The 26,892-nt window shown below is 66.2% G+C and carries 21 protein-coding genes and 2 tRNA genes; 16 read left to right on the forward strand and 7 right to left on the reverse strand.

The genetic code is table 11. The features are described 5' to 3' along the window. Nucleotides 1–170 precede the first annotated feature (170 nt). From RPC_RS12800 to RPC_RS12820, 5 genes are all read left to right on the forward strand, one after another. On the forward strand, nt 171–3,299 hold the full coding sequence (locus RPC_RS12800; RefSeq protein ID WP_011473006.1) for an efflux RND transporter permease subunit: 3,129 nt from the start codon (nt 171–173) through the stop codon (nt 3,297–3,299). Next, nucleotides 3,300–6,404, forward strand: coding sequence for an efflux RND transporter permease subunit (locus RPC_RS12805; protein WP_011473007.1), 3,105 nt, complete (start codon nt 3,300–3,302; stop codon nt 6,402–6,404). A 54-nt stretch (nt 6,405–6,458) separates the two neighbouring features. Then, a complete protein-coding gene (locus RPC_RS12810) occupies nt 6,459–7,190 on the forward strand; it encodes a tRNA-uridine aminocarboxypropyltransferase (protein ID WP_011473008.1) in 732 nt (243 codons plus the stop codon). A 63-nt stretch (nt 7,191–7,253) separates the two neighbouring features. Further along, nucleotides 7,254–7,327 (forward strand) — tRNA-Cys (locus RPC_RS12815). A 142-nt stretch (nt 7,328–7,469) separates the two neighbouring features. Next, nucleotides 7,470–7,871 carry a BLUF domain-containing protein gene (locus RPC_RS12820; protein WP_041801773.1) on the forward strand — a complete coding sequence of 134 codons (402 nt, stop codon included), beginning with the start codon at nt 7,470–7,472 and terminating at the stop codon, nt 7,869–7,871. Between the two features lie 16 nt (nt 7,872–7,887). Here the strand turns inward: RPC_RS12820 and RPC_RS26495 are convergent, their stop codons facing one another. The 4 genes from RPC_RS26495 to RPC_RS12835 all read right to left on the reverse strand — a co-directional run bounded on the left by RPC_RS26495 (nt 7,888) and on the right by RPC_RS12835 (nt 9,153). Further along, a complete protein-coding gene (locus RPC_RS26495) occupies nt 7,888–8,064 on the reverse strand; it encodes a hypothetical protein (RefSeq protein WP_011473010.1) in 177 nt (58 codons plus the stop codon). Between the two features lie 184 nt (nt 8,065–8,248). Continuing rightward, nucleotides 8,249–8,614 carry a hypothetical protein gene (locus RPC_RS12825; protein ID WP_011473011.1) on the reverse strand — a complete coding sequence of 122 codons (366 nt, stop codon included), beginning with the start codon at nt 8,612–8,614 and terminating at the stop codon, nt 8,249–8,251. A 148-nt stretch (nt 8,615–8,762) separates the two neighbouring features. Further along, nucleotides 8,763–8,966 (reverse strand): hypothetical protein, encoded by a 204-nt coding sequence (locus tag RPC_RS12830; protein WP_011473012.1) that lies wholly within the window; start codon nt 8,964–8,966, stop codon nt 8,763–8,765. Between the two features lie 112 nt (nt 8,967–9,078). Further along, a tRNA-Asn gene (locus RPC_RS12835) sits at nt 9,079–9,153 on the reverse strand. 167 nt (nt 9,154–9,320) lie between these two features. On the opposite strand from RPC_RS12835, the gene RPC_RS12840 reads away from it, so the two are divergent. The 5 genes from RPC_RS12840 to RPC_RS12860 all read left to right on the forward strand — a co-directional run bounded on the left by RPC_RS12840 (nt 9,321) and on the right by RPC_RS12860 (nt 16,074). Further along, nucleotides 9,321–9,539, forward strand: coding sequence for a hypothetical protein (locus tag RPC_RS12840; protein ID WP_041801774.1), 219 nt, complete (start codon nt 9,321–9,323; stop codon nt 9,537–9,539). Nucleotides 9,540–9,678: 139 nt separating this feature from the next. Beyond that, the gene (locus tag RPC_RS12845) at nt 9,679–10,344 is read left to right on the forward strand and encodes a protein-L-isoaspartate O-methyltransferase family protein (protein ID WP_011473014.1); all 666 of its coding nucleotides are present in this window, start codon (nt 9,679–9,681) and stop codon (nt 10,342–10,344) included. 199 nt (nt 10,345–10,543) lie between these two features. Continuing rightward, nucleotides 10,544–11,938: a TolC family outer membrane protein gene (locus tag RPC_RS12850; RefSeq protein WP_011473015.1), complete on the forward strand. Its 1,395-nt coding sequence runs from the start codon at nt 10,544–10,546 to the stop codon at nt 11,936–11,938. A 325-nt stretch (nt 11,939–12,263) separates the two neighbouring features. Next, the gene (locus RPC_RS12855) at nt 12,264–13,025 is read left to right on the forward strand and encodes a PopZ family protein (protein ID WP_011473016.1); all 762 of its coding nucleotides are present in this window, start codon (nt 12,264–12,266) and stop codon (nt 13,023–13,025) included. A 190-nt stretch (nt 13,026–13,215) separates the two neighbouring features. Further along, nucleotides 13,216–16,074 (forward strand): valine--tRNA ligase, encoded by a 2,859-nt coding sequence (locus RPC_RS12860; protein WP_011473017.1) that lies wholly within the window; start codon nt 13,216–13,218, stop codon nt 16,072–16,074. 184 nt (nt 16,075–16,258) lie between these two features. Here RPC_RS12860 and RPC_RS12865 read toward each other — a convergent pair whose 3' ends face one another. Continuing rightward, nucleotides 16,259–16,861 (reverse strand): DNA-3-methyladenine glycosylase, encoded by a 603-nt coding sequence (locus RPC_RS12865; protein WP_041801777.1) that lies wholly within the window; start codon nt 16,859–16,861, stop codon nt 16,259–16,261. 145 nt (nt 16,862–17,006) lie between these two features. Here RPC_RS12865 and lipA point away from each other — a divergent pair, with 145 nt between their 5' ends. Then, nucleotides 17,007–17,966 carry a lipoyl synthase gene (lipA, locus tag RPC_RS12870; protein ID WP_011473019.1) on the forward strand — a complete coding sequence of 320 codons (960 nt, stop codon included), beginning with the start codon at nt 17,007–17,009 and terminating at the stop codon, nt 17,964–17,966. A gap of 9 nt (nt 17,967–17,975) precedes the next feature. Then, nucleotides 17,976–18,452 (forward strand): ubiquinone-binding protein, encoded by a 477-nt coding sequence (locus RPC_RS12875; protein WP_011473020.1) that lies wholly within the window; start codon nt 17,976–17,978, stop codon nt 18,450–18,452. Between the two features lie 257 nt (nt 18,453–18,709). Here RPC_RS12875 and RPC_RS12880 read toward each other — a convergent pair whose 3' ends face one another. Then, complete coding sequence (locus RPC_RS12880; RefSeq protein ID WP_011473021.1) at nt 18,710–19,318, reverse strand: CinA family protein; 609 nt, start codon at nt 19,316–19,318, stop codon at nt 18,710–18,712. 1 nt (nt 19,319) lies between these two features. Next, on the reverse strand, nt 19,320–20,516 hold the full coding sequence (locus RPC_RS12885) for a bifunctional 2-C-methyl-D-erythritol 4-phosphate cytidylyltransferase/2-C-methyl-D-erythritol 2,4-cyclodiphosphate synthase (protein WP_011473022.1): 1,197 nt from the start codon (nt 20,514–20,516) through the stop codon (nt 19,320–19,322). 262 nt (nt 20,517–20,778) lie between these two features. On the opposite strand from RPC_RS12885, the gene dusB reads away from it, so the two are divergent. The 4 genes from dusB (at nt 20,779) to RPC_RS12905 (ending at nt 26,881) form a co-directional block, all read left to right on the forward strand. After that, complete coding sequence (gene dusB, locus RPC_RS12890) at nt 20,779–21,786, forward strand: tRNA dihydrouridine synthase DusB (protein ID WP_041802795.1); 1,008 nt, start codon at nt 20,779–20,781, stop codon at nt 21,784–21,786. Next, a complete protein-coding gene (locus RPC_RS12895; protein ID WP_011473024.1) occupies nt 21,783–22,955 on the forward strand; it encodes a two-component system sensor histidine kinase NtrB in 1,173 nt (390 codons plus the stop codon). The genes dusB and RPC_RS12895 overlap by 4 nt, the downstream gene beginning before the upstream one ends. A 9-nt stretch (nt 22,956–22,964) precedes the next feature. Beyond that, the gene (gene ntrC / locus RPC_RS12900; protein ID WP_011473025.1) at nt 22,965–24,407 is read left to right on the forward strand and encodes a nitrogen regulation protein NR(I); all 1,443 of its coding nucleotides are present in this window, start codon (nt 22,965–22,967) and stop codon (nt 24,405–24,407) included. 188 nt (nt 24,408–24,595) lie between these two features. Further along, nucleotides 24,596–26,881: a sensor histidine kinase NtrY-like gene (locus tag RPC_RS12905; protein WP_011473026.1), complete on the forward strand. Its 2,286-nt coding sequence runs from the start codon at nt 24,596–24,598 to the stop codon at nt 26,879–26,881. Nucleotides 26,882–26,892: the final 11 nt, after the last annotated feature.

A 26,892-nucleotide genomic window follows, 5' to 3' on the forward strand; every position in this document is an offset into this window, starting at 1 on the left:
CGCGGCGCAGCGCGCCGCCCTTGCGGCGTGGTGCGCTGCAGAGCCGGGGCCGTTACGCAACGCAGTGCTTGGAATGGTCCCGGTTCTGCGGAGCAGCGCGAAGAGCGCTGCACCGTGCCCGGGACACGGTGTAGCAGGTTGACGATTTCTCCAACCGCGAGCGCGCAGCCATGAGCGTCTCGGAGCCGTTCATCCGCCGTCCGATCGCCACCTCGTTGTTGGGGGTGGCGCTGCTGCTCGGCGGCTTGCTGGGCTATCTGGCGCTGCCGGTGTCGGCATTGCCGCAGGTCGATTTCCCGACCGTGCAGGTCACCACGCAATTGCCGGGCGCGAGCCCCGACGTGATCGCCTCGCTGATCACCGCGCCGCTGGAACGCCAGCTCGGCCAGATCCCGTCGCTGTCGGCGATGACCTCGACGAGTTCGTTCGGCGTCAGCCAGGTGTCGCTGCAGTTCGACCTCAACCGCGATATCGATGGTGCTACGCAAGACGTGCAGGCGGCGATCAACGCCGCAGCCGGCGTGCTGCCGAAGAACCTGCCGTATCCGCCGACCTACGCCAAAGTGAATCCCGCCGACGCCGCGGTGCTGACGCTGGCGCTCACCTCCGAGACCAGTTCGATGCGGGCGATGAGCGACATTGCCGACACGCTGCTGGCGCAGCGGCTCAGCCAAATCTCCGGCGTCGGCCGCGTCACCGTGCTCGGCGGGCTGAAGCCCGCTGTGCGGGTGCAGGCCGATCTGGCGCGGCTCGCCGCCTACGGCATCGCGATGGAAGACCTTCGCACCGCGATTGCGGGCGCCAACGTCTCCGGGCCGAAGGGCTCGCTCGACGGCGCGCAGCAGGCCTACACCATCGCCGCCAACGACCAGATCGCCGCCGCCGACGCCTACCGGCCGATCATCATCGCCTACCGCAACGGCTCGCCGGTGACGATCGGCGACGTCGCCTCGATCGTCGATGGGCTGGAGAACGACCGCACCGGCGGCTGGTTCAACGGCACCCCCGCGGTGATCCTCGACATCCAGCGCCAGCCCGGCGCCAATGTCATCGAGGTGGTGCGGCAGATCCGCGAGGAGATCCCCAAGGTGCAGCGGGCGATCCCGGCCGGGGTCAAGCTGACCGTGGTGTCGGACCGCACCGTCACCATCCGCGCCTCGGTGCACGACGTGCAGTTCACGCTGCTGCTCAGCGTGATCCTGGTGACGCTGGTGGTGCTGTTGTTCCTGCGCTCAATGCGCGCCACCATCATCGCTGGCGTAGCGCTGCCGCTGTCGCTGATCACCTCGTTCGGCGTGATGTATTTCGCCGGCTTCAGCCTCGACAATCTGTCGCTGATGGCGCTGACCATCGGCACCGGCTTCGTGGTCGACGACGCCATCGTGATGATCGAGAACATCGTCCGCCACATGGAAGACGGCGAAACCCCGATGCAGGCGGCGCTCGACGGCGCCAGCGAGATCGGCTTCACGGTGATTTCGCTCACCGTGTCGCTGATCGCGGTGTTCATCCCGCTATTGTTCATGTCCGGGCTGGTCGGCCGCATGTTCCGCGAATTCGCGCTGACCCTGACCATCGCGGTGGTGACCTCCGCGGTGGTGTCGCTGACGCTGACGCCGATGATGTGCTCGCGGCTGTTGAAGCATCCCGGCGAGGAGCGGCAGATCCCCGGGCTCGCCACCATCTCGGGCTGGATCGACCGCTCCGCCGAGGCCTATCACCGCTCGCTGTTGTGGGTGCTGCAGCGGCAGCGCGCCACGCTGGTTTTGACCTTCGTCACCGTGGCGGCGACGCTGGCGCTTTATGTGATCGCGCCGAAGGGCTTTTTGCCTTTGCAGGACACCGCCTCGATCACCGCGGTGACCGAAGCCGGACCCGACGTGTCGTTCGCCGAGATGCAGGCGCGGCAGGCGGCGACCGCCGACGCCATCAAGGCCGATCCCGACGTCACCGGCGTGGTCTCGGTGATCGGCGCGGGCTCGGTCAATCCGACCACCAATGTCGGCCGCCTGGTGATGAACCTGAAGCCGCGCGGCGAACGCAAGGCTGACGTCGCGCAGGTGATCGAGCGGCTCAAGCAACGCGTCGCCGGCATCCCCGGCATGACGGTGTATTTCCAGGCGGTGCAGGACGTCCAGATTTCCACGCAGGCCAGCCGCTCGCAATATCAGTACACCTTGACCGGCACCGACGCCGCCGCGGTGTCGCTGTGGTCGAACAAACTGGTCGCCGAAATGCGCCGCGATCCCTTGTTCCGCGACGTGTCGTCGGAGGCCCAGGAAGGCGGCTTGCGCGCCGCGCTTGATATCAACCGGCAGCGCGCCGGCCAGCTCGGCGTCAGCATCCAGGCGATCAACGACACCTTGAACGACGCGTTTGCGCAGCGGCAGATTTCCACCATCTACGGCCAGGCCAATCAGTACCGCGTGGTGCTGGAGGCGATGCCGCAGTATCAGCGCGATCCCTCGATCCTGTCCAAGCTCTACGTGCCCGGCACCGGCGGCGCTCAGGTGCCGATCTCGGCGGTGGCGGAGATGACGCGCACCACCGCGCCCTTGGCGATCTCGCATCAGGCGCAGTTTCCGGCGGTGTCGCTCAGCTTCAACCTGGCGCCGGGCGAAGCGCTCGGCGACGCGGTCGACGCGGTGAAGAGCATCGAGACACGGATCGGCATGCCGGGCTCGATCGTCGGGCTGTATTCCGGCGACGCCGCGGAGTTCTCCAAGTCGCTGGCCGGGCAGCCCTGGCTGATCCTCGCCGCATTGGTGACGATCTACATCGTGCTCGGCGTGCTGTACGAGAGCTACATCCACCCGATCACCATTCTGTCGACGCTGCCCTCGGCCGGCGTCGGCGCGATCCTGGCCTTGATGCTGTTCGGACAGGATCTCTCGGTGATCGGGCTGATCGGCATCATCCTGCTGATGGGCATCGTCAAGAAGAACGCCATCATGATGATCGACTTCGCGCTGGAGGCGGAGCGGCACAAGGGGCTGTCGTCCTACGACGCGATCGTGCAGGCCTGCCTGCTGCGCTTCCGGCCGATCATGATGACGACGCTGGCGGCGCTGTTCGGCGCGCTGCCGCTGGCGATCGAAAGCGGCACCGGCGCCGAATTGCGGTTTCCGCTCGGCGTCTCGATCGTCGGCGGCCTGCTGCTCAGCCAGCTGCTGACGCTCTACACCACGCCGGTGATTTATCTCGCGCTCGATCGGCTCAACCGCCGCATCGAAGGCGCGCTGCCGCCGGCGCCGGCGTCACCTCCGCCGGTCGCCCGAGCTGCCGGGGAGGCGCCGTAGATGGCGTCGCTGTCCGAACCGTTCATCAGACGGCCGGTCGGCACCACGCTGCTGGCGATCGGGTTGTTTCTGCTCGGGCTCGTGGCCTACAAGTTTCTGCCGGTGGCGGCGGTGCCGAACGTCGATTTCCCGATGATCTTCGTGCAGGCCTCGCGGCCCGGCGCCGACCCCTCGGTGATGGCGGCGACGGTGGCGGCCCCGCTGGAGCGCCGGCTCGGCGAGATCGCCGGCATCGACCAGATCACGTCGACCAGTTCGCTGGGCTCGACCCGGATCCAGCTGCAATTTGCGATCGGCCGCGACGTCGACCGCGCCGCGCGCGACGTTCAGGCTGCGATCAACGCTTCGCTGAGTGATTTGCCGACCGACCTGCCGACGCTGCCGAAATTCCGCAAGGCCAATTCCGCGGCGTCGCCGGTGTTTATTCTGGCGCTGACTTCGAAGACGATTCAGCCGAGCGCGATCTACGACGTCGCCGACACCGTGATCGCGCAGCGCATCTCGCAGGTGCCGGGCGTCGGCGAGGTGACGGTGTCCGGCGCCGATCAGCCGGCGGTGCGCATCGCGCTCAACCCGGTGGCGCTGTCGACCGCCAACATCTCCACCGACGACGTCCGCACCGCGATCGTCAACGCCAATCCGCTGGGGCCGGTCGGCATTTTCAACGGCGCGCGGCAGAGCGAGACGCTGTCGACCAACAAGCAGATGCGCACCGCCGCCGAATTCCGCGACATCGTGATCAAGAGCAGCGGCGGCAATGTGCTGCGGCTGTCTGACGTCGCCACCGTCGAGGACGCCACCCGCTCGAGCCGATCGATCGCCTGGTTCAACAAGCAGCCGGCGGTGCTGATCCAGATCACCAAGCAGGGCGACGCCAACGTCATCGACACCGTCGACCGGGTCAAGGCGCTGCTGCCGGAACTGAAGCAGTGGATTCCGGCCGGCGTCGAAATCTCCACGCTGACCGACCGCACCGGCACCATCCGCGCCAGCGTCGCCGACATGCAATGGACGCTGCTCGCCACCGCGGTGCTGGTGATGGGGGTGGTGTTCGTGTTCCTGCGAAGGCTGACGCCGACCATCGCCGCCGGCGTCTCGGTGCCGCTGGCGCTGGCCGGCACCTGCGCCGGAATGTGGCTGGCCGGCTTCTCGATCAACAACCTGTCGCTGATGGCTTTGGCGATCTCGGTCGGTTTCGTGGTCGACGACGCCATCGTGATGATCGAGAACATGTACCGCAATCTCGAGCGCGGCATGGCGCCGCTGCAGGCGGCGCTCGATGGCGCCAAACAGATCGGCTTCACCGTGCTGTCGATCAGCCTGTCGCTGGTGGCGGCGTTTACGCCGCTGATCTTCATGGACGGCATGGTCGGCCGGCTGCTGCGCGAATTCTCGCTGACGCTCACCTTTGCGATTGCGGTGTCGACCGTGGTGTCGCTGACGGTGACGCCGATGATCTGCGCGCATTACATCCGTGGCGCGGTGTCGCACAACGAGACCTGGTTCGATCGCTTGATCGAGGGCGGGCTGTCGCGGCTGGTGAGTTTCTACGCCACCACGCTGCGCGCCGTGCTCGGCTATCCCGGGCTGACCATGCTGGTGTTCTTCGCCACCATCGCGCTGACGGTGACGCTCTATATCAAGACCCCGAAGGGCTATTTCCCGACCGACGATTCCGGCTTCGTGATCGGCTCGACCCGCGCCTCGGCCGACGTCTCGTTCCAGGCGATGAAGCAGATGCAGCAGCAACTTGCCGACATCGTGATGGCCGATCCGGCGGTCGAAGGCATCGGCTCGGCGCTCGGCGGCGGCGGCGGGCCGGGCGGCGGCGGCTCCAATCGTGGCATGATGTTCATCAGCCTGAAGCCGATCGAGCAGCGCGACGGCCTTTCAACCGAAATGGTGATCAACCGGCTGCGCAAGAATCTCGGCGCGGTGGCCGGAATCCGGCTGTTCATGTTCGCAGCCCAAGACCTGCGCACCGGCGGTAGGCAGAGCGATTCCGACTATCAGTACACGCTGACCTCGACCGACCTCAGCCTGCTGCAGACCTGGGCGCCGCTGGTCGGCAAGCGCATGGAGAGCGTCGAGGGCATCACCGACGTCTCCAGCGATCGCGATCCCGGCGGCTTGCAGCTGACGCTGGCGATCGACCGCAATGTCGCCTCGAGCTTAGGCGTCCGCGTCCAGGACATCGACAACGCGCTCAACAACGCGTTTTCGCAGCGGCAGATTTCCACCATCTACACCCAGCGCAACCAGTATCAGGTGGTGCTGGAGATCGACGCCAAATTCCAGAACGATCCCTCCGACCTCGAACGCATCTTCGTCGCGGGCGCCGGCGGCGCGCAGATTCCGTTGTCTGCGCTGGTGCATACCAAGCGCGATCTGTCGCCGCTGGCGGTGTATCACTCGCAGTCGTTCCCCTCGACCACGGTGTCGTTCAACCTGCAGCCCGACGTGCCGCTGCAGACCGCCACCGCCAACATCCAGCGCGCGGTCGACGAATTGCACATGCCGGAGGGCATTCGCGGCTCGTTCGACGGCAATGCCGGCGACTTCGCCAAGACCTCGTCGAAGCAGCCGCTGCTGATCCTCGCAGCATTGGTGGCGATGTATATCGTGCTCGGCGTGCTCTATGAGAGTTTGGCGCATCCGTTGACCATCATCTCGACGCTGCCGTCGGCCGGGCTCGGCGCGCTGCTGGCGTTGCAGGTCACCAACACGCCGCTGACCATCATCGCCTTCGTCGGCATCATTCTGTTGATCGGCATCGTCAAGAAGAACGGCATCATGATGGTCGATTTCGCGCTGGAGGCCGAGCGCAGCCGCGGGCTGTCCTCGGCGGATGCGATCTTCGAGGCCTGCGTGGTCCGGTTCCGGCCGATCCTGATGACCACGATGGCGGCGCTGTTCGCCGGCATTCCGCTGGTGGTGGCGATCGGGCCCGGCACCGAGCTGCGCCGCCCGCTCGGCATCACCATCATCGGCGGGTTGTTCGTCTCGCAGATCCTGACGCTGTACACCACGCCGGTGATCTATCTGTTGATCGACCGGCTGCGGCGGCGCTGGAGCGGGGTGCCGGCGGCGGTGCCCGCAGAATAGCCGGCCGCGCGTCGCCGCGGTTGTGGCGGCAGGCCGCGCGGCGTATAGGGGCCGATGACCAAGATTTCAGACCTGAACGCGGCCGAGGCGGCCGAGCCGATCCCGGAATGCCCGCGCTGCCAGAAGCCGGTGCCGCTGTGCATCTGCGACAGCATCGTGCCGCTGGAGAACCGCACCAAGCTGTTGATCCTGCAGCATCCGCAGGAGCAGGACCGGGCGCTCGCCACCGCGCGGCTGACCGCGCTGCATTTCCCCAACGCCGTGGTGCGGGTCGGGCTGTCCTGGCCGAGCCTGTCGAAAGCCTGGGGCCAGCCGGTGCACGATCCGTCGCGCTGGGCGGTGCTGTATCTTGGCTCCGCCAAGGTCGCCGAGCTCGACACCGACCGCGACATCGTGGCGATCGGCCGCAAGGGCGAGGTCGAGGAGAATCAGCGCGCCATCCTCAAGGACATCGAAGGCGTGGTGCTGCTCGACGGCACCTGGAGCCAGGCCAAGGCGTTGTGGTGGCGCAACGCCTGGATGCTGAAATGCCAGCGGGTGATTCTCGGCCCCAAGGCGCCGTCGCGCTACGGCAAGCTGCGCAAGGAGCCGCGCCGCGACGGGCTGTCGACGCTGGAAGCCGCCGCGATGCTGATCTCCGGGCTGGAGAAGCGCCCGGACATCGAGGCGACGCTGCTGGGTGCCTTCGACCGCATGCTGGCGCGCTTCCGCGAAGTGCAGGCGACGCTGCCGGAATTGGCCCCGAAGCCGAAAAAGCGCGACTACCGGCGCAAGAAGCACGCCTGAGCACTTTCCGGCGGCGGGCTTGGTTGATTATCGGCAACAGGCCGTATATTGATCCGCCGATGGGGCCACGTGGCGGAGTGGTTACGCGCCGGTCTGCAAAACCGTTTACTCGGGTTCGAGTCCCGACGTGGCCTCCATCTTTGTTTGTGAATCGCTGCAAGCGCTTATCGCAACTTCTTCCATCTTGAACTGAACTGATTTGGGCTCGTCCGCGCGGCTGCGTTAAAGCAATGGTGGCGTGGCGCCGACGGCTGACGCCCTCCAAGAGCGAGACGTGTGATGTCGATGATCCAGCTGATTTACGCGTCGCGGCCGTTCGGCTTCGACGAGGCGATGCTGAACGGCATCCTGATGGATGCGCGGCGCTGCAACGCGCGCGACGACATCACCGGCGCGCTGATCTGCCGGGCCGACGTCTATCTGCAATTGCTGGAAGGCCCGCAGGCAGCGGTCGACGCCACCTTCGCCCGAATCGCGGCCGACCACCGCCATCTCGAATTGCGGCTGTTGAGCCGGCGCAGCGTGACGCAGCGGCTGTTTCCGGATTGGGCGATGCGGGATGATCCGGCGCGGTCGTGGATGTGGACCCAGCAGGAGGTCGCGGGCGGCGCGATCGAGCGGGCCACCGACGCCGAAGCGGTAGCGATCTTCGAGCGGCTCGCCGGCGAACCGACCGGCTGATCCGCCGATCGCCGGATCAGCAGCAGGCGGTCCAGTCTTCGGGGAACGGCAGCAACGGCCATTCGATCTGGTTGTCGTTGGCGGCGCGTAGCGGCATGGGCAGGATGGCCGCGCTCGGGACGTTGTCCTGCGCGTTGTCCTCCATCGCCCAGGCGATATCGTCCAACATCCGATTGTACTCGTACTCGTTCATGACCCATTCCCCCGATGACCAGGGGAATGTCCCAGAAAGGCTTTGTTCGGCCGTTGCAGATTTTGTTCAAATTCTATCGATCGCCGACAAATCGGTCGCCGGACCCGAACCCGGGGTTCACCAACGGCTCGCAAAAAAATGCCGCCCGGTCGGGGCGGCATTGCGATTGGCGTGACGGCATCGGTTATTGGCAGGGATGCATCCGACCGTCGCTGCCGCGGAACAAGGTTCCGGGCTGACAGACGAACCCGTTCCGCTTGGCGTAGGACTCATCGTAGGCGAACTGATCAGGACCGCCGAACGGCGCCGCGGCAATGGCGCCGGCCGTGCCGAGGGCTCCGCCGACCACCCCGGCGGCAACATCGGCCGGCCAGAACGCGTTGCTTTCGAAGCCACGGTCGTGACGCGGGCCGCGCTCGTGCCGATAGTCGCGGCTATAGCTGCGGTCAGGACCGTTCCATCCCGGGTTCGACATCTGCTGCGCCGTCACCGGGGTGGCGAGCGCGGTGGTCAGCACGGCTGCGGCGGCAAAAAGTGTCAAACGAGTCATGAAATTCTCCTGCGTGATCGATCGTGACCAACGATCCGCAGGCGTGCGCGTTCCGCCAAATTATGGTGCGGTGCAATTCAAACCGAGGTGAGGGGGGCGACGCGTTCGATCCGGCGCGGGTGCCAGCGCCACGCTTGTCGCGGGGCGCTCAGCCCTGTTGGTCGCCCGAGGCCAATTCGCCGGCGATGGCGCGGTCGATGGCGTCGATCAAGACCTGGGTCTCGACGAATTTGTTGCGCGAGCGCTCCGCGGTGCTGCGATCGAACGGCGCTGCCAGAATCTTGGCGAACGCATCGCGATCCTCGATCATGCGCTGACGTGCCCGTTTGAGGGTTTCCAAACGCTCGGTCATCCTTGTGTCCCCGATCGCGCATCGAAAGGTGATGCGTACGCAACAGATTTGCCGGCGAGCGCCGCGGACGTCTTCAGAGCCATGTGGTTGACGGCTTGCTGATTGAGAATGTTGGCTCCCCGGGCCGGATTCGAACCAGCGACCAACCGGTTAACAGCCGGTTGCTCTACCACTGAGCTACCAGGGAACAGAGCGAAGCGAAGCTCGCGAGGCAGCCTATAGCAAGGCCTCCGCGGCTTGCAAAGCGGGAAATTGCCGAACCGGCCCGGATTGTCCCGCGACGGCCCATGTTTTTCAGGAACTTGTCCGCGACGCTGTCGTTGACGCGCGATCCCGCCCGTTTGGAGACATCAGATGTCCGATCTTCAGCATGATTCGGCGCCCCGCAATCCGCGGCGCGATTCGGTGTCGCAGGGCCGCGACGATGTGGTGCTTGCGGATGCCGCTGGCGATTCGATCAGCGACGACGAATGCCTGCGGCGCCTCGAGGCCGCGGTCGAGCGACAGGATGCCGAGCGGCTCGATGAAGTGGCTTCGCTGATCGGGCGGCTCGCGGTGCCGTTGGAATGTTGATCGCGCGCTGATCGATCTCATCCGGGGCGCTCCATTGAGAGGGCGGCTGATCGCCTCGGTGTCGCGCGGTGTTGCGTTTTGACAGTCCTTGCATCAAACATGGCGCGCTCCGCGAATGTATCGATTGCAAGGATAGCCGATGCCCGATTTCTCGACCGCCCGACGGTTCATGGTGGATGGTCAGATCCGGCCGAGCAGCGTCACCGACTGGAGAATCATCGACGCGATGCGCGCGGTGCCGCGCGAAGCCTTTGTGCCGGAGAGCCAGAGCGCACTGGCCTATCTCGACCTCGACCTCGACGTCAGCGAAGCCGGTCCGGTCAAACGCTACCTGCTGAAACCCGCGGTCACCGCGCGACTGCTGCAATCGGCCAATCTGCAGCCGACCGATCGTGTGTTGGTGGTCGGCTGTGCCACCGGCTATCTGCCGGCGATCGTCGCCCGGCTTGTGGACCAGGTTGTCGCCACCGAGAGCGAAGCCAGCATGGCGGCCGAAGCCAGCCAGATTCTCGGAACGCTCGGCGTCAGCAACGTCCGGGTGCAGCAGGCCGGCTCGGCCGAGGGCTTTCCGGCCACCGCCCCTTACGACGCCATCATTCTGAACGGCGCCACCGAACTCGTGCCGCTTGAATTATACCGGCAACTCCAGGACGGCGGACGGCTGGTTGGGGTGTTCGCGCTCGGCCGCACGCCGCGCGCGGAAATCGTGACGCGGTCCGACGACGACTTCGGCAGCCGGCCGTTGTTCGATACCTCGGTTCCGGTTCTGCCTGGGCTGGAACGCCCCAAGGGCTTCGTTTTCTAACGTTTCTCCCGCAATTGTTGTTCAAAATCAGAAGTGTGACCTGGATGCCCCAGATCGAGAGTTTCGACCGGGAGCGGGGCGCGGGGGTTCCGTCGGGCGGCGGCGTGCCTTATGGTGCGGCGGGACTTCGACTGTAAAAACAGGGCGGATCGACGCGGGTTGCGTGGGTGGCGCTATTGGTTGGAATGGATTGCCGCGGATGGGTGAGTTTCGAAGACAAGCTGCCGGCACTGCAATCGCCGGACTGATTCTGGCTCATCTCGGTGCGACGCCGGTTCTGGCCGACACGATCGAAGCGGCGCTGGTTCGCGCCTATCAGAGCAATCCGCAGCTCAACGCGCAGCGCGCCTCGGTGCGCTCCACCGACGAAAACGTGCCGCAGGCGCTGTCCGGCTATCGGCCGCGCGTCTCGGTGACCGCGAGCGGTGGCTATCAATACACCGACGTGATCGCCACCCAGGGCGGCCAGACCAACCGCATCCACGGTGATACGGCGCCGCGCGCGGTCGGCGTCACCGCCACCCAGACATTGTTCAACGGCAACCAGACCGCGAATCGCACCCGTGCGGCGGAAAGTCAGGTGTCGTCGGCCCGCGAAGGACTGCGCGTGCTGGAGCAGAGCGTGATGCTCTCGGCGGCGACGATCTACATGGACTATCTGCGCGATTCGGCGATCGTCGAAGTGCAGCGCAGCAACGTGCGGGTGCTCGAGCAGACCCTGAAACAGACCCGCGACCGCTTCAACGTCGGCGAGGTGACCCGCACCGACGTGGCGCAGTCCGAGGCGCAACTCGCCGCCGGCCGCACCCAGCAGCTCACCGCCGAATCCAACCTGACTACGACGCGGTCGAACTTCCGCCGCATCATCGGCAACGAACCCCAGGCGCTGGCGCCGGGCTCGCCGGTGGATCGTTTCCTGCCGGCGACGCTGCCCACCGCCATCGAACTCGGCCTGACCGAAAATCCCAACGTCACCGCCTCGATGTTCGGCATCGACGTCAGCTTCCTCAACGTCAAGGTCAACGAGGGCGCGCTGTTTCCGACGCTGACGCTGCAGGGCAACGCGCAGCAGGGCTACGAACAGACCATCAGCACGCCGCGCCAGTTCGTCGCCTCCGCGGTGGCGCAGCTCACGGTTCCGATCTATCAGGGCGGCGCCGAATACGCGCTGATCCGGCAGTCCAAGGAATCCTTGGCGCAGCAGCGGCTCAATCTCGAGCAGGTCCGCGACCAGACCCGCGCCAGCGTGGTGCAGGCCTGGGGTCAGCTGTTGGCCGGCCGCGCCCAGGTGTCCTCGGCGCAGGCCCAGGTCGCGGCCTCGGAGATCGCGCTGAACGGCGTCCGCGAGGAAGCCCGCGCCGGCCAGCGCACCACGCTCGACGTGTTGAACGCGCAGCAGGCGCTGGTCAACGCCCGGGTGGCGCTGGTCACCGCGCAGCACGACCGCGTGGTGGCGTCCTACGCCGTGCTCAACGCCGTCGGCCGGCTGTCGCCGCAGGTCTTGAAGCTCAGCACCACGGTGTATGACCCGAGCGTGCACTACCAGCAGGTCCGCGACAGCTGGTTCGGTGTTCGCACCCCGGACGGTCGCTGATCGTCGCCAATACAGCCGCGCCAATAATACAGCCGCGCCAATGCAAATGGCGCGGCGTCGACAGCCCGCCTTGCTTGCAATCGATTATTGCCGTGCCATACCTCTTGTTGAGCGGGCAGGTCGATTCGTGCGTTTTTGCTCGGCATATGACGGGTGCTGATCAGCGCGGTGTCGATGCGGGGCGGCATCGGAAATCTGCCTTCTTTTGAGCTGGGGACAAGTCGCGCTCGCTGGCCGGAAACCGGCGTTCGGTTTGTGGAACGGGCCATTCTTGCACCGCTTTGGTGTAACACTGCGACGAGCGCGTGATGATGTGGAGTCGGGGATGACGCAACCTGCAAAGGCCCAAGAGCCCTCGATGGAGGAGATCCTGGCCTCGATCCGGCGCATCATCGCCGACGACGAAGCGAAGCCAGCGGCTGCCGCGCCGGCGCCCGTCGCTGCAGCTGCGAAGCCGGAACCTGCAAAGCCGGCAGCCGCCGTGGCAAAGCCTGCGGTGACCACCCCGCCGCCAGCGCCGCAGCCGGCGCCGCAGCCCGCGGCAACCGAATCCAACAACCAGGACGATATCGACGCCTTGCTGGCCGGGCTGGATGCCTCGACCACGCCGGCCGAGGTGCGCCCCGCCGCGGTTCCCGAACCCGATCCGAACGAGGACGTGTTCGAGCTCACCGACGAGATGGCGCTGCCGGATCCGGCGCCGCCGGCGTTCCAGAAGGTGGAGAGCGAGGCCGACCTGGAATTCGCCGAGGCGATCCGCGCCGAGCGGGAGCAGGCCCAGGCGCCGTCCTGGTCGATGCCGGCGCCGGCGCCCGTGATGGAGCGGCCGGCACCGCCGTCCTACCAGCCGCAGGCCTATCAGCCGTCGCAACAGCCGGAGATGCTGTCCCGCTCCACCGCATCGGCGGTGGAATCCGCGTTCAATTCGCTGGCCAATACGGTGCTCAGCAACAATGCCCGCACCCTGGAGGATCTCGTCAAGGAGATGCTGCGGCCGATGCTGAAATCCTGGCTCGACGACAATCTGCCGCAATTGGTCGAGCGGATCGTCAAGGCGGAAATCGAGCGGGTGTCGCGCGGCCGCTGACCGCCGGCGGGTGCGGCGGTCCGCAGGTCGGGTCGCCGACATTGCAGCCATTCCCTAGCTGAGCGGCATTTGCCCGGCGAAATCCCGATTGAATCGGCTGGGCGTGTTGACTTGCGCCGCGCCGGCGGCTTTCTAGCGCGCGACCGGCGCAATTGCAGCCTGCCGGCGAGACCTCAGAATCGACCCCGCCATGATCGAAAAAACCTATCAGCCCGCCGACATCGAAGGCCGTATCGCACAAGCCTGGGACGCCGAAGGCGCCTTCAAAGCCGGCCGCCCGGAGCGCCGCGACGCCATTCCGTTCTCGATCGTGATCCCGCCGCCGAACGTCACCGGCTCGCTGCATATGGGCCACGCGCTCAACAACACGCTGCAGGACATCCTGTGCCGGTTCGAGCGGATGCGCGGCCGCGACGTGCTGTGGCAGCCCGGCACCGACCACGCCGGCATCGCCACCCAGATGGTGGTCGAGCGGCAGCTGATGGAGCGCCAGGAGCCGAGCCGCCGCGACATGGGCCGCGAAAAGTTTCTCGAGCGGGTGTGGCAGTGGAAGGCCGAAAGCGGCGGCGTCATCGTCAACCAGCTGAAGCGGCTCGGGGCCTCCTGCGACTGGTCGCGCGAGCGCTTCACCATGGACGAGGGGCTGTCGCGCGCGGTCGCCAAGGTGTTCGTCGAGCTGCACCGCCAAGGCCTGATCTACAAGGACAAGCGGCTGGTCAATTGGGACCCCAAGCTGCTCACCGCGATCTCCGATCTCGAAGTGCAGCAGGTCGAAGTCAAGGGCAACCTGTGGCACCTGCGCTATCCGCTGGACGGCGTCGAATTCAATCCGGACGATCCGGAGACCTTCATCGTGGTCGCCACCACGCGGCCGGAGACCATGCTCGGCGACACCGCGGTTGCGGTCAATCCGGACGACGTGCGCTATTCGCATGTGGTCGGCCGCAATGTCATCCTGCCGCTGGTCGGGCGCAAGATTCCGATCATCGCCGACGATTACTCCGATCCCGAAAAGGGCTCCGGCGCGGTGAAGATCACGCCGGCGCACGACTTCAACGACTTCGAGGTCGGCCGAAGGCACAACCTGCCGCAGATCAACGTGCTCGACATCGAAGGCCGCATCGACCTCGTCGACAACGAAGCCTATCTGCACGGACTGCCGGATGACGCCGCGCAGTTTGCCGAAGAACTGCATGGGCTGGAACGCTTCGCCGCGCGCAAGAGCATCGTGGCGCGGCTCGAAGAGCTCGGCTACCTGGAGAAGATCGAGCCCAACGTCCACATGGTGCCGCACGGCGACCGCTCCGGCGTGGTGATCGAGCCGTATCTGACCGACCAGTGGTACGTCGACGCCAAGACGCTGGCGCAGCCGGCGATCGCCGCGGTGCGCTCGGGCGCGACGACCTTCGTGCCGAAGAACTGGGAAAAGACCTATTTCGAATGGATGGACAACATCCAGCCCTGGTGCATCTCGCGGCAATTGTGGTGGGGCCATCAGATCCCGGCCTGGTACGGCCCGGACGGCAAGGTGTTCGTCGCCGAGACCGAGGACGAAGCGGTCGGCAACGCGCTCGGCTACTACGTCGAGCAGGAAGTCATCACCCCGGCGCAGGCGCATGCGATGACCCAGGACGCTTCGCTTCGCGACGGCTTCATCACCCGCGACGAGGACGTGCTCGACACCTGGTTCTCCTCGGCGCTGTGGCCGTTCTCGACGCTGGGCTGGCCGGACGACGACACCGATTGCAAGCGCTACTACCCGACCAACGTGCTGGTCACCGGCTTCGACATCATCTTCTTCTGGGTCGCCCGGATGATGATGATGGGGCTGCACTTCATGGACGACGTGCCGTTCCCGACCGTCTACATCCACGCCCTCGTCCGCGACGAGAAGGGCGCCAAGATGTCGAAGTCGAAGGGCAACGTGATCGATCCGTTGCACCTGATCGACGATTACGGCGCCGACGCGCTGCGCTTCACGCTTGCCGCGATGGCGGCGCAGGGCCGCGACATCAAGCTCGCCTCCAGCCGCGTCGAGGGCTACCGCAATTTCGCGACCAAGCTGTGGAATTCGAGCCGCTTCGCCGAGATGAACGCCTGCGCGCTGCCCGCGGATTTCGATCCGACCGCGGCGAAGCAGACGCTGAACCGCTGGATCGCGCACGAGACCGTGCGCGCGGTGCGCGAGGTCACCGAGGCGATCGAGGCCTATCGCTTCAACGACGCGGCGGGCGCCGCTTATCGTTTCGTCTGGAACGTGTATTGCGACTGGTATCTCGAACTCGCCAAGCCGGTGCTGCTCGGCGAGGACAGCCCGGCCAAGGCCGAGACCCGCGCCATGGTGGCCTGGGCGCGCGATGAAATCCTCAAGCTGCTGCATCCGTTCATGCCGTTCATCACCGAAGAGCTGTGGGCGGTGACCGCGGAGCGCGACACGCTGCTGACGCTGACGCCGTGGTCGCGCAAGGCCGAGACCGCGGTCGAGGTGTTCGACGCCCCGGCGCTGACCGACCCGATGGTGCCGCCGGTGATCCTGCCGGCGCCGCACGTCGCCGACTTCAGCGATCCCGCGGCCGAGGCCGAAATCGGCTGGGTGGTCGACCTGGTCACCGCGATCCGTTCGGTGCGCGCCGAGATGAACATCACGCCGTCGACGCTGACGCCGCTGGTGCTGGCCGGCGCTTCGGCGGAGACCCGCGACCGCGCGCAGCGCTGGAGCGATGTGGTGAAGCGGATGGCCCGGCTCGGCGAGATTTCGTTTGCCGACAGCGCACCGCAGGGCGCGGTGCAACTGTTGATCCGCGGCGAGGTCGCAGCATTGCCGCTGAAGGGCGTGATCGACGTCGCCGCCGAGCAGGCCCGGCTCGACAAGGAACTGGCGAAGGCCGAGGCCGACATCAAGCGGGTCGACGCCAAGCTCTCCAACGAGAAATTCGTCGCCAACGCGCCGGAAGAGATCGTCGAGGAAGAGAAGGAAAAGCGCGAGGCCGCGGTCGCGCGCAAGGCCAAGATTTTGGAAGCGCTGGAGCGGCTGAAGAACGCCACCTGAGCGCCACGTGCCCCGGACGTGCGCCACGCGCAGCGTGGCGTGCGAGCCGGGGCCGTTACGAGTGGGGCGCAAACCGCAACAACAACGTCGGCTCAGGCACCGAGCCGGCGTTTCCGGCGTAACGGTCCCGGCTCACGGCTTCGCGCCAAGGCGCTTCGCCGCGTCCGGGACACGTGAGTTGGGCTCACTCCGCAAACGGCTTGCTGACGAACTTCGAGCCGCGCAGCCCATAGCGCCACGGCAGCTCGGCCGCCTTGCTGATGCCGATCCGCGGTCCGGCGACGATCTCGGGCGCGGCCAGGCGGCCATGCAGCGCGAACGGCGGGGCGTCGAGCTTCAGCCCGTTATGCGCGATGGTGACGCCGAGCGCCTGCGCCAGCTTGCCAGGCCCGGAACACAGCGCGCGCTCATCCTCGACGCCGCGACGTCGCCGCATCAAAGCCAATCCATCGGTCGGGACCAGCGCCCGGATCAGCACCGCGCTGGCGGAACCGGCTTCCTCGCAGACCACGTTGAGGCACCAGTGGATGCCGTAGGAGCGGTAGACGTAAGCCACCCCGGGCGGGCCGAACATCACGGCGTTGCGCGGCGTCTGGCCGCCAAAGGAATGCGCCGCCGGGTCGGTGTGGTGATAGGCTTCGACCTCGACAATGACGCCGCCGCTGCCCTCGACCAGCAGCGTGGCGCCGATCAGGTCCGGCGCCACCTCGTGCACGCTGCGGGCGAAGAACGATCGCTTCAGCTTGGGGCCGAGCTTCAAGGCTGCGGGGATGCGCAAATCGACCATCGACACCCAAAATCGGGGAGGAGCCAGCCGGGCTGGCGAATGATACAGTTTGAGCATTATTCCAATGGACAATCCCCAGCAACCCGGCCGGGTTGCGGGACGCTGTCCGGCGGATTAGGTAAAGCCTTCGCAGAACGGACATTTCATGGTCGTCGTCGTCGATACCGTCTCCGCCACTCCAATTCGCCCGCGCCATCCTGAAAAGGCGGCGCGGCCGGATTCGCTGTCGCCGAAGAAACCGGAGTGGATCCGGGTCCGCGCGCCGACCTCGCGCGGCTATGCCGACACCCGCGCCATCGTCAAAGAGAACGGGCTGGTCACGGTCTGCGAGGAGGCCGGCTGCCCGAATATCGGCGAGTGCTGGGACAAGAAGCACGCCACCTTCATGATCATGGGCGACACCTGCACCCGGGCTTGCGCGTTCTGCAACGTCAAGACCGGAATGCCCGAGGCGCTCGACCAAGCCGAGCCCGAGCACGTCGCCGAGGCCACCTTCAAGCTCGGCCTCAAGCATATCGTGATCACCTCGGTCGACCGCGACGATCTCGCCGACGGCGGTGCCGCGCATATCGCCGCCACCATCCGCGCGGTGCGGGCGCGCTGCCCCTCGACCACGATCGAGATTCTCACCCCGGATTTTCTGCGCAAGGACGGCGCGCTGGAAACCGTGGTCGCCGCCAAGCCCGACGTGTTCAATCACAATCTGGAAACCGTGCCGTCGCGCTATCTCACGGTGCGGCCGGGCGCGCGCTACTTCCATTCGATCCGGCTGTTGCAGCGGGTCAAGGAAATCGATCCGACGATGTTCACCAAGTCCGGCATCATGGTCGGGCTCGGCGAGGAGCGCCACGAGGTGCTGCAGGTGATGGACGATCTGCGCTCGGCCGACGTCGATTTTCTCACCATCGGGCAGTATCTGCAGCCCAGCCTGAAGCACCACGCGGTGATGCGTTTCGTTACGCCAGAGGAATTCGCCGGCTACGAGTCGGTGGCTTATTCCAAGGGCTTCCTGATGGTGTCGTCGAGCCCGATGACCCGCTCGTCGCATCACGCCGGCGACAATTTCACCAAACTGCAGGCGGCGCGCGCCGCGCTGTCGCGCTGAGTTGTTTCGATGCCGCAATTTCAAAGCAAGCGCCGGGTCCGTCACAGCGCGCTGAAAATGTTCGATCTGGTCGCCGACATCGAGCGCTATCCGGAGTTCGTGCCGCTGTGCAGCGCGCTTAAGATCAAGCATCGCGCGCAGCGCCCCGACGGCACCGAAGTGCTGACCGCCGACATGACGGTGTCGTTCAAGCTGGTGCGCGAGACCTTCACCAGCCGGGTGACGCTCGACCGCGCCAATCTGAAGATTTTGGTGGAGTATCTGCAGGGCCCGTTCTCCAATCTGGAGAACCGCTGGAGCTTCGAATCGCGCGGCGACGACGCTTGCGACGTCGGCTTCTTCCTCAGCTACGAGTTCAGAAACAAGATGCTGGCGCTGCTGATGGGGACGATGTTCGACACCGCGTTCCACCGCTTCGCCGCGGCGTTCGAGCAACGCGCCGACGCGATTTACGGCCGCGCCGTACTGCGCAAGCTGACGGTATAGCTCACAGCCGTCATTCGGAGCGCGAGCGCCGCAAGCTGATGGTGAAACCTTACGCGGTCATTCCGGGGCGGGAGGCCGTCAGGCCAAGCGAACCCGGAATCTCGCTGCGGATGCTAGCCCACGCCCATTGCAAGATTCCGGGTTCGCTCGAGCTACGCTCTCGCGCCCCGGAATGACGTGGTTGTTCTTGTTTGACGCCGGTCCTTCATTCAAAGCAGCGACGACCCCTTGCTACGCCGTGCTTAGCGACGCGCCGCTCAACTCTTCTTCGGCTTCAGCGGCGGGGTGACGCGGCGCTTCACCGCGCTGCGTCGCGGGCTACGCGCCACGCGGGCGCGCGATACGCTGACCGGGCGCGGCTTGGCCGGCTTCGGCCCGCGCGCGAGTTCCAACAACATGCGCAACGCTTCCACCACCGAGCGCTGCCGCACCAAACTGCGGCCGATCGCGCCGAAGCGATGCTCGCGATGCGCGATGCGGCCGTCGCGCGAAGCGACCGCGATGTGCACCAGGCCAACCGGCTTGCCGGGCGTCGCGCCGCCGGGGCCGGCGATCCCGGTGATCGCCACCGTGAGATCGACCTCGGCGTGCTCCAGCGCGCCGATCGCCATCGCGATCGCGGTTTCCTTGCTGACCGCGCCGAAGGTCAACAGCGTCGCGGTCTCGACGCCGAGCATGGCGTGCTTGGCGTCGTTGGAATAGGTGACGAAGCCGCGGTCGATCACGTCGGAGGAGCCGGGGATTTCGGTCAAGGCGCCGGCGACCAGCCCGCCGGTGCAGGATTCAGCCGTGGCAATGGTCAGCTTGCGCGAGCGGCACAGATCAAGCAGCGCGCGGGCGAGGGCACGCGGGTCGCTGCCAGCCATCTCAGTCCGCCAGTCCGTTGGTGCCCCAGGGCAGCCGGAGCGTTGCCGAGGCGGTGGCGGCGATGCCTTCCTCGCGGCCGGTGAAGCCGAGCCGTTCGCTGGTGGTGGCCTTCACCGCGATCCGCGCCACCGGCAGCCCGGTGATCTCGGCGATGCGTTGCCGCATCGGTTCGCGCAACGGGCCGATCTTCGGCCGCTCGCAGATCATGGTGACTTCGAGATTGGCGATCCGGCCGCCGCGCGCGGTGACGCGATCGACGGCGTATTTCAGGAATTTGTCGGACGCAGCACCCTTCCACTGCGGATCGGTCGGCGGGAAGTGCGAGCCGATGTCGCCGTCGGCCAGCGCGCCGAGAATCGCGTCGACCAGCGCATGTAGCCCGACGTCGCCGTCGGAATGCGCCAGGAAGCCGCGATTGTGCGGCACTTTGAGTCCGCACAGCCAGACGTGGTCGCCGTCGCCGAAGGCGTGGACGTCGTAACCGGTGCCGGTGCGGATGTCGCCGAGCAGCGCGCCGAGGCGGGATTCTTCGCGGACGAAATCTTCCGGAGTGGTGAGCTTCATGTTCGCAACATCGCCTTCAAAGGTCGCCACCGTCAATCCCGCCCATTCGGCGATCGCCGCATCATCGGTGAAATCGTCGCGGCCCTCGCGGGCGGCGCGGCGATGCGCCTCCAGAATCACGTCGAAGCGGAACGCCTGCGGGGTCTGCGCGATGCGCAGCCGCGCGCGATCCGGCGTTGCCACCACGTCGCCCTGGGCGTTGATCTGTTTGATGGTATCGGTGACCGCAATCGTTGGCACCGCGGCGCCGGTGATCTGGGCCGCTACGATCGCCCGCGAAATCAGCGCGGCGTCGACGAACGGCCGCGCCGCGTCATGGATCAGCACGATGTCCGGCGCGTCGGCGGCGAGCGCTTCCAGACCGGCGCGCACCGAGCCTTGCCGGGTGGCGCCGCCAGGGGCGGGGGGCTGGTAGTTCAATCCGGCAACTGCCAGTTTGAACATCTCCGCATCATCCGGACTGGTGACCGGCTGCACGGCGAAAATCTCGGCATGCGTGCAAAACGGCTGCATTGCCCGAAAAATGACCGGTTGCCCGGCCAATGAGCGATATTGCTTCGGTCCACCGGCGCCGGCACGCAAGCCGCGGCCGCCGGCGACGATAATTGCGGCAGTTCGTTTCGAGTTGGACATGGGGTCAACAGTCAAGCGGATCGAGGGGTGGGCGGTGAGGCGAAGCACTTACCACGGCCGGGAACAATAACATCACGATTCCCCGGCTAAGCGGTGAATTCGTTGATGGATTGCTGCAATGCACTTGCAAGTCTGTGGAAAATGGCTAAACTGTAGGCAGTTGAAATTTTTGCTCAAGATTTGAGCGAAGGACGATGCATTGTTGCGATCGCCGAACCACGAGAAGGCTGTGACCGCCTCTCCTTTAACATGTCCTCGCGCGCTGCAAATTGGCGTTGTTGAGGTGGTGAACAGGGCGTTCCTGGCCCCTATGTCCGGCATCACCGATGCGCCGTTCCGGCGGCTCACCGCGGCGCTCGGCGCCGGCCTGGTGGTATCGGAAATGACCGCCAGCGACGATCTGGCGCGCGGCCGGCCGATGTCGGTGCGGCGTTGCGATACCGCGGGGATCGGGCCGCATGTGGTGCAGCTCGCCGGCTGCCAGGCGCGCTGGATGGCGGAGGGCGCGCGGATTGCGGAAGCCGGCGGCGCCGACCTGATCGATATCAACATGGGCTGTCCGGCCCGCCACGTCACCGGCGGCAGCGGGCAGTCCGGCTCGGCCTTGATGCGCGACCTCGACCACGCGCTGACGCTGATCGAAGCCACGGTCGGCGCGGTGCGGGTGCCGGTGACCCTGAAAATGCGGCTCGGCTGGGATCGCGATTGCCTTAACGCGCCGGAATTGGCGCGCCGCGCCGAGGCCGCCGGCGTGCAGCTGATCACCGTGCACGGCCGCACCCGCAATCAGTTCTACAAGGGCACGGCGGATTGGGCCGCGGTGCGCGCAGTGCGCGAGGCGACCTCGCTGCCGCTGGTGGTCAACGGCGATATCACCTCGGTCGAAGCCGCGCGCGAAGCGCTGCGGCAGTCCGGCGCCGATGCGGTGATGATCGGCCGCGGCGCGCAGGGCCAGCCCTGGCTGCCGGGGCAGATCGGCCGGCAATTGCAGACCGGCATCGCCGAAGCGCCGCCGTCGCTCGCCGAACAGCTGAGCTATCTGCAGACGCTGTATGACGAACTGTTGGAGCTTTACGGCCTGCACGTCGGCTTGCGTCACGCCCGCAAGCATCTCGGCTGGTCGCTCGAAGTCGCCGCCAGCGCAACCGACGCCGAGCCCGCGACGCTGAAATCCTGGCGCGAACGGATCCTGCGGTCGGAGGATCCCGCCGCGGTCCGTCGCGCGCTGGTCGAGGCGTTTGACGATTTTGCCTGGAGGGCCGCCGCATGAGTAGCGCCGCTGAATCGCGCCGCACCGCGCATACCGATGGCGATGCCATTCTCAACGCGCTGCCGAATCCGGTGATGCTGGTGGCACCCGACGGCAAGATCGTCGACGCCAACATGGCCGCGGAATCGTTCTTCGAAATATCAACGCAGCTGTTGCGCCGCCAATCGCTCACCGAGCTGGTGCCGTTCGGCAGTCCGCTGCTGGCGCTGATCGATCAGGTCCGCGAGTCCGGTTCGCCGGTCAACGAATACAAGGTCGATCTCGGCACGCCGCGGATCGGCGCCGATCGCCAGGTCGATCTGCACGTGGCGCCGTTCGCCGAGCGCCCCGGCCATATCGTGGTGATGCTGCAGGAGCGCACCATCGCCGACAAGATGGACCGTCAATTGACCCATCGCAGCGCCGCGCGCTCGGTGATCGCGCTGGCGGCGATGCTGGCGCATGAGATCAAGAACCCGCTGTCCGGGATCCGCGGCGCGGCGCAGCTGCTGGAGCAGGCGGCGTCATCCGAAGACCGTATGCTGACGCGGCTGATCTGCGACGAGGCCGACCGCATCGTCACGTTGGTCGACCGCATGGAGGTGTTCGGCGACGAGCGCCCGGTGGCGCGCGGCCCGGTCAACATCCATTCGGTGCTCGATCACGTGAAGCGGCTGGCGCAGTCCGGCTTCGCCCGCAACATCAAATTCAGCGAAGATTACGATCCCTCGCTGCCGCCGGTGCTGGCCAATCAGGATCAGCTGATCCAGGTGTTTCTCAACCTGGTGAAGAACGCCGCCGAAGCCGTGGTCGATCTCGGCACCGACGGCGAGATCCAGCTCACCACCGCGTTCCGCCCCGGGGTGCGATTGTCGGTGCCCGGCAAAAAATCGCGGGTATCGCTGCCGTTGGAGTTCTGCGTCAAGGACAACGGCCCCGGCGTGCCGGAAGATCTGCTGCCGAATCTGTTCGATCCGTTCGTCACCACCAAGCCGTCGGGCTCCGGGCTCGGGCTTGCACTGGTGGCCAAGATCGTCGGCGACCATGGCGGCATCATCGAATGCGAGTCGCAGCCGCGCAAGACCACGTTCCGCGTGCTGCTGCCGATGTTCAACACCGCAAAGAATTACAATCAAGGCCTTGGCGACGACGCGCCGGCGTCGTCCCGCGCCGCCCAGGATGCAAGATGAGGACTGACAATGCCCGCAGGTAGTATTCTTGTCGCCGATGACGACACCGCCATTCGCACGGTTCTCAATCAGGCGCTGTCGCGTGCCGGATACGAGGTGCGGCTGACCGGCAACGCCGCGACGCTGTGGCGCTGGGTCAGCCAGGGCGAGGGCGATCTCGTCATCACCGACGTGGTGATGCCGGACGAGAACGCCTTCGACCTGCTGCCGCGGATCAAGAAGATGCGGCCCAACCTGCCGGTCATCGTGATGAGCGCGCAGAACACCTTCATGACCGCGATCCGCGCCTCCGAGCGCGGCGCCTATGAGTATCTGCCGAAGCCGTTCGACTTGAAGGAACTGATCGCCATCGTCGGCCGCGCTTTGGCCGAACCGAAGGACCGCGCCGCCAGCCACGCCGACGATTCCGAATTCGATTCGATCCCGCTGGTCGGCCGCTCGCCGGCGATGCAGGAAATCTACCGGGTGCTGGCGCGGCTGATGCAGACCGACCTCACGGTGATGATCTCCGGCGAGAGCGGCACCGGCAAGGAGCTGGTAGCACGCGCGCTGCACGACTACGGCAAGCGCCGCAACGGTCCGTTCGTCGCGGTCAACATGGCGGCGATTCCGCGCGACCTGATCGAGTCCGAACTGTTCGGCCACGAGCGCGGCGCCTTCACCGGCGCCAACACCCGCGCCTCTGGCCGCTTCGAACAGGCCGAGGGCGGCACGCTGTTTCTCGACGAGATCGGCGACATGCCGATGGAAGCGCAGACCCGGTTGCTGCGCGTGCTGCAGCAGGGCGAATACACCACGGTCGGCGGCCGCACCCCGATCAAGACCGACGTCCGCATCGTCGCGGCCTCCAACAAGGATCTGCGGATCTTGATCCAGCAGGGCCTGTTCCGAGAAGATTTATTCTTCCGGCTCAACGTGGTGCCGCTGCGGTTGCCGCCGCTGCGCGAACACATCGAGGATCTGCCGGACCTGGTGCGGCATTTCTTCGCGCTGGCGGAGAAGGACGGCTTGCCGGCCAAGAAGCTCGACGCCCAGGCGTTGGAGCGGTTGAAGCAGCACCGCTGGCCCGGCAACGTCCGCGAGTTGGAAAATCTGGCTCGGCGGCTCGCGGCGCTGTACCCGCAGGACGTTATCACCGGCTCGGTGATCGACGGCGAACTGGCGCCGCCCGCGGTGGTGTCCGGCGGCAGCATCTCCAACACCGTCGACAATCTCGGCGGCGCGGTCGAGACCTACCTGTCCTCGCACTTCTCCAGCTTCCCGAACGGCGTGCCGCCGCCCGGCCTCTACCATCGGATTCTGCGCGAGATCGAAGTTCCGCTGCTGACCGCGGCTTTGGCTGCGACCCGCGGCAACCAGATTCGCGCCGCCGACCTGCTCGGCCTCAACCGCAACACGCTGCGCAAGAAGATCCGCGACCTCGATATCCAGGTCTATCGCAGCGGCGGTTGAACCTTTCGCGGTTGGATTGCGTCTAAATCGGCGCAATCCACAGCGAATGCCCGGATGAAGAGCAATTTCGCGTCCACAGCGCGCCGCGGAATTGTCGCAATTGAGCAACATTGTTGTAGGAATGCATCAGTCGGCTCGTGTTCTCGCACGGCAGCCCGGCCACGTTCCACGCTCACCCCAGTCCCGGTATGACCAGCGCAGATACGGCGGCCCCATCTTCCGAACCGCACAAGGCAGAACCGCGCAGGCGCCGGCTGCACAAGCTGTTGGCGCCGTTCGCGGTTGCCCTGGCGCTGCTGTCGGCGTTCCTGACCTTCGTGGTGTTGACCGGCCTGACCCCGATCACGCCGACTCGGCAGGTGGTGGTCACCTTCCTGCTGATCAACGCCGCCACCGTGCTGCTGCTGGTGATGATCATCGCCCGCGAGTTGTGGCAGGTGGTGCAGGCGCGGCGGCGCGGACGCGCCGCGGCCAGACTCCACGTGCAGATCGTCAGCCTGTTCTCGGTGATCGCGGTGCTGCCGGCGGTGCTGGTGTCGATCGTCGCCAATGTCACCATCGACCGCGGGCTGGACCGGCTGTTCTCCGGGCCGACCCGGGCGGTGATCCAGAACTCGCTGATCGTCGCCAACGCCTATCTGCACGAACACGCCCAGCTGATTCGCGGCGACATCATCGGCATGGCCAACGACGTCAATCATGCCCGGCCGCTGTTCGACCAGGACCGCCAGAGTTTCCGGCAGGTTCTCACCGCCGGCGCCGCCTCGCGCAATCTGCCCGGCGCGATGTTGATCGACAAGGATCGCAACATCCTGGAATCGGCGCAGACCGGCATCCGGCAGGACTTCGACACCCCGGCGCCGGAATTCCTCAGCAACGTCGACGACACCGAGCCGCAGATCGCGGTGTTCATCGAGGCCAACTACGTCGCCGCGGTGATCCGGCTCAGCGCGTTCAGCGACACCTTCCTTTATGTCGCGCGACTGCTCGATCCGCGGGTGGTGGCGCAGCTGCGCCAGACCCAGGCCAGCGTCGCCGAATATGCCGAGATCGAAGCCAGCCGGCTCGGCTTCCAGGTGACCTTGGCGCTGTTGTTCACGGTGATCGCGCTCACCGTGCTGATGTCGTCGGTGCTGATCGGGCTGAATTTCGCCAATTGGCTGGTGGGGCCGATCCGCCGGCTGATGGGCGCCGCCAATCTGGTGTCGACCGGCGACCTCGACGTCCAGGTGCCGGTGATCAAATCCGAAGGCGATCTGGCGCATCTCGGCGAGACCTTCAACAAGATGACGCAGGAATTGCGCAGCCAGCGCGACGAGTTGGTCAGCGCCAGCGAGGTGATCGACAGCCGCCGCCGCTTCATCGAGGCTGTGCTGTCGTCGGCCTCCGCCGGCATCATCGGCGTCGATGCCTCGGGCTCGATCGGCATCCTCAACCGCTCGGCCGAGAAGCTGATAGGCCACTCCGAATCCGAAACGCTCGGCCATCCGTTGACCGAGATCATTCCCGAACTTGACGAGATGATGAAGACCGCGCGCGAGAGCGCGCAGCGCCTGCTGCAGGGCCAGGTCACCATCAATCGCGAAGGCCACGAGCGCAATCTGTCGGTGCGGATCAGCGCCGAGCAGACCAGTCACTCGCAGGACAGCTATATCATCACGCTGGACGACATCACCGAGCTGGTGTCGGCGCAGCGCACCTCGGCCTGGGCCGACGTCGCCCGCCGCATCGCCCATGAGATCAAGAACCCGCTGACCCCGATCCAGCTGTCGGCCGAGCGCATCAAACGCAAATTCGGCAAGCTGATCGTCGAGGACAAGGGCATCTTCGAGCAATGCACCGACACCATCATCCGCCAGGTCGACGACATCCGGCGCATGGTCGACGAGTTCTCGCGCTTCGCGCGGATGCCGAAGCCGGTGATTGAGGGCGAGGACGTCGCCGATACGGTGCGGCAGGCGGTGTTCCTGATGCGGGTCGGACATCCCGACATCGACATCGCCGCCGAAATCAAGGACGAACCGCTGCGGGCGCGGTTCGATCGCCGGCTGATCTCGCAGGCGTTGACCAACATCATCAAGAACGCCACCGAGGCGATCGAAGCGGTGCCGCCGGAAGAACTCGGCAAGGGCCGCATCGAAGTGGTGGCGGGGCGCGAGGGCGAGGACATCGTGATCGACGTCATCGACAACGGCATCGGTCTGCCGAAGACCAGCCGCTCGCGGTTGCTCGAGCCCTACGTCACCACCCGCGAGAAGGGCACCGGGCTCGGGCTGGCGATCGTCGGCCGGGTGCTGGCGGATCACGGCGGCGCCATCGAACTCAACGACGCATCGCTGCTGCGGCCCGGGCAGCGCGGCGCCTGGATGCGGCTGCGCTTCTCGATCTCCGGCCAGCCGCCGCAAGAACAGCCCGGCCCGCCGGCGATCTCGATCCCGGGCGAACCGAAAATTCCAGTCACAAGCGGCAACTAAGATGACAGGCG

Source organism: Rhodopseudomonas palustris BisB18 (genome assembly GCF_000013745.1).
In the GTDB taxonomy this organism is placed as follows: Bacteria; Pseudomonadota; Alphaproteobacteria; order Rhizobiales; family Xanthobacteraceae; genus Rhodopseudomonas_A; species Rhodopseudomonas_A palustris_F.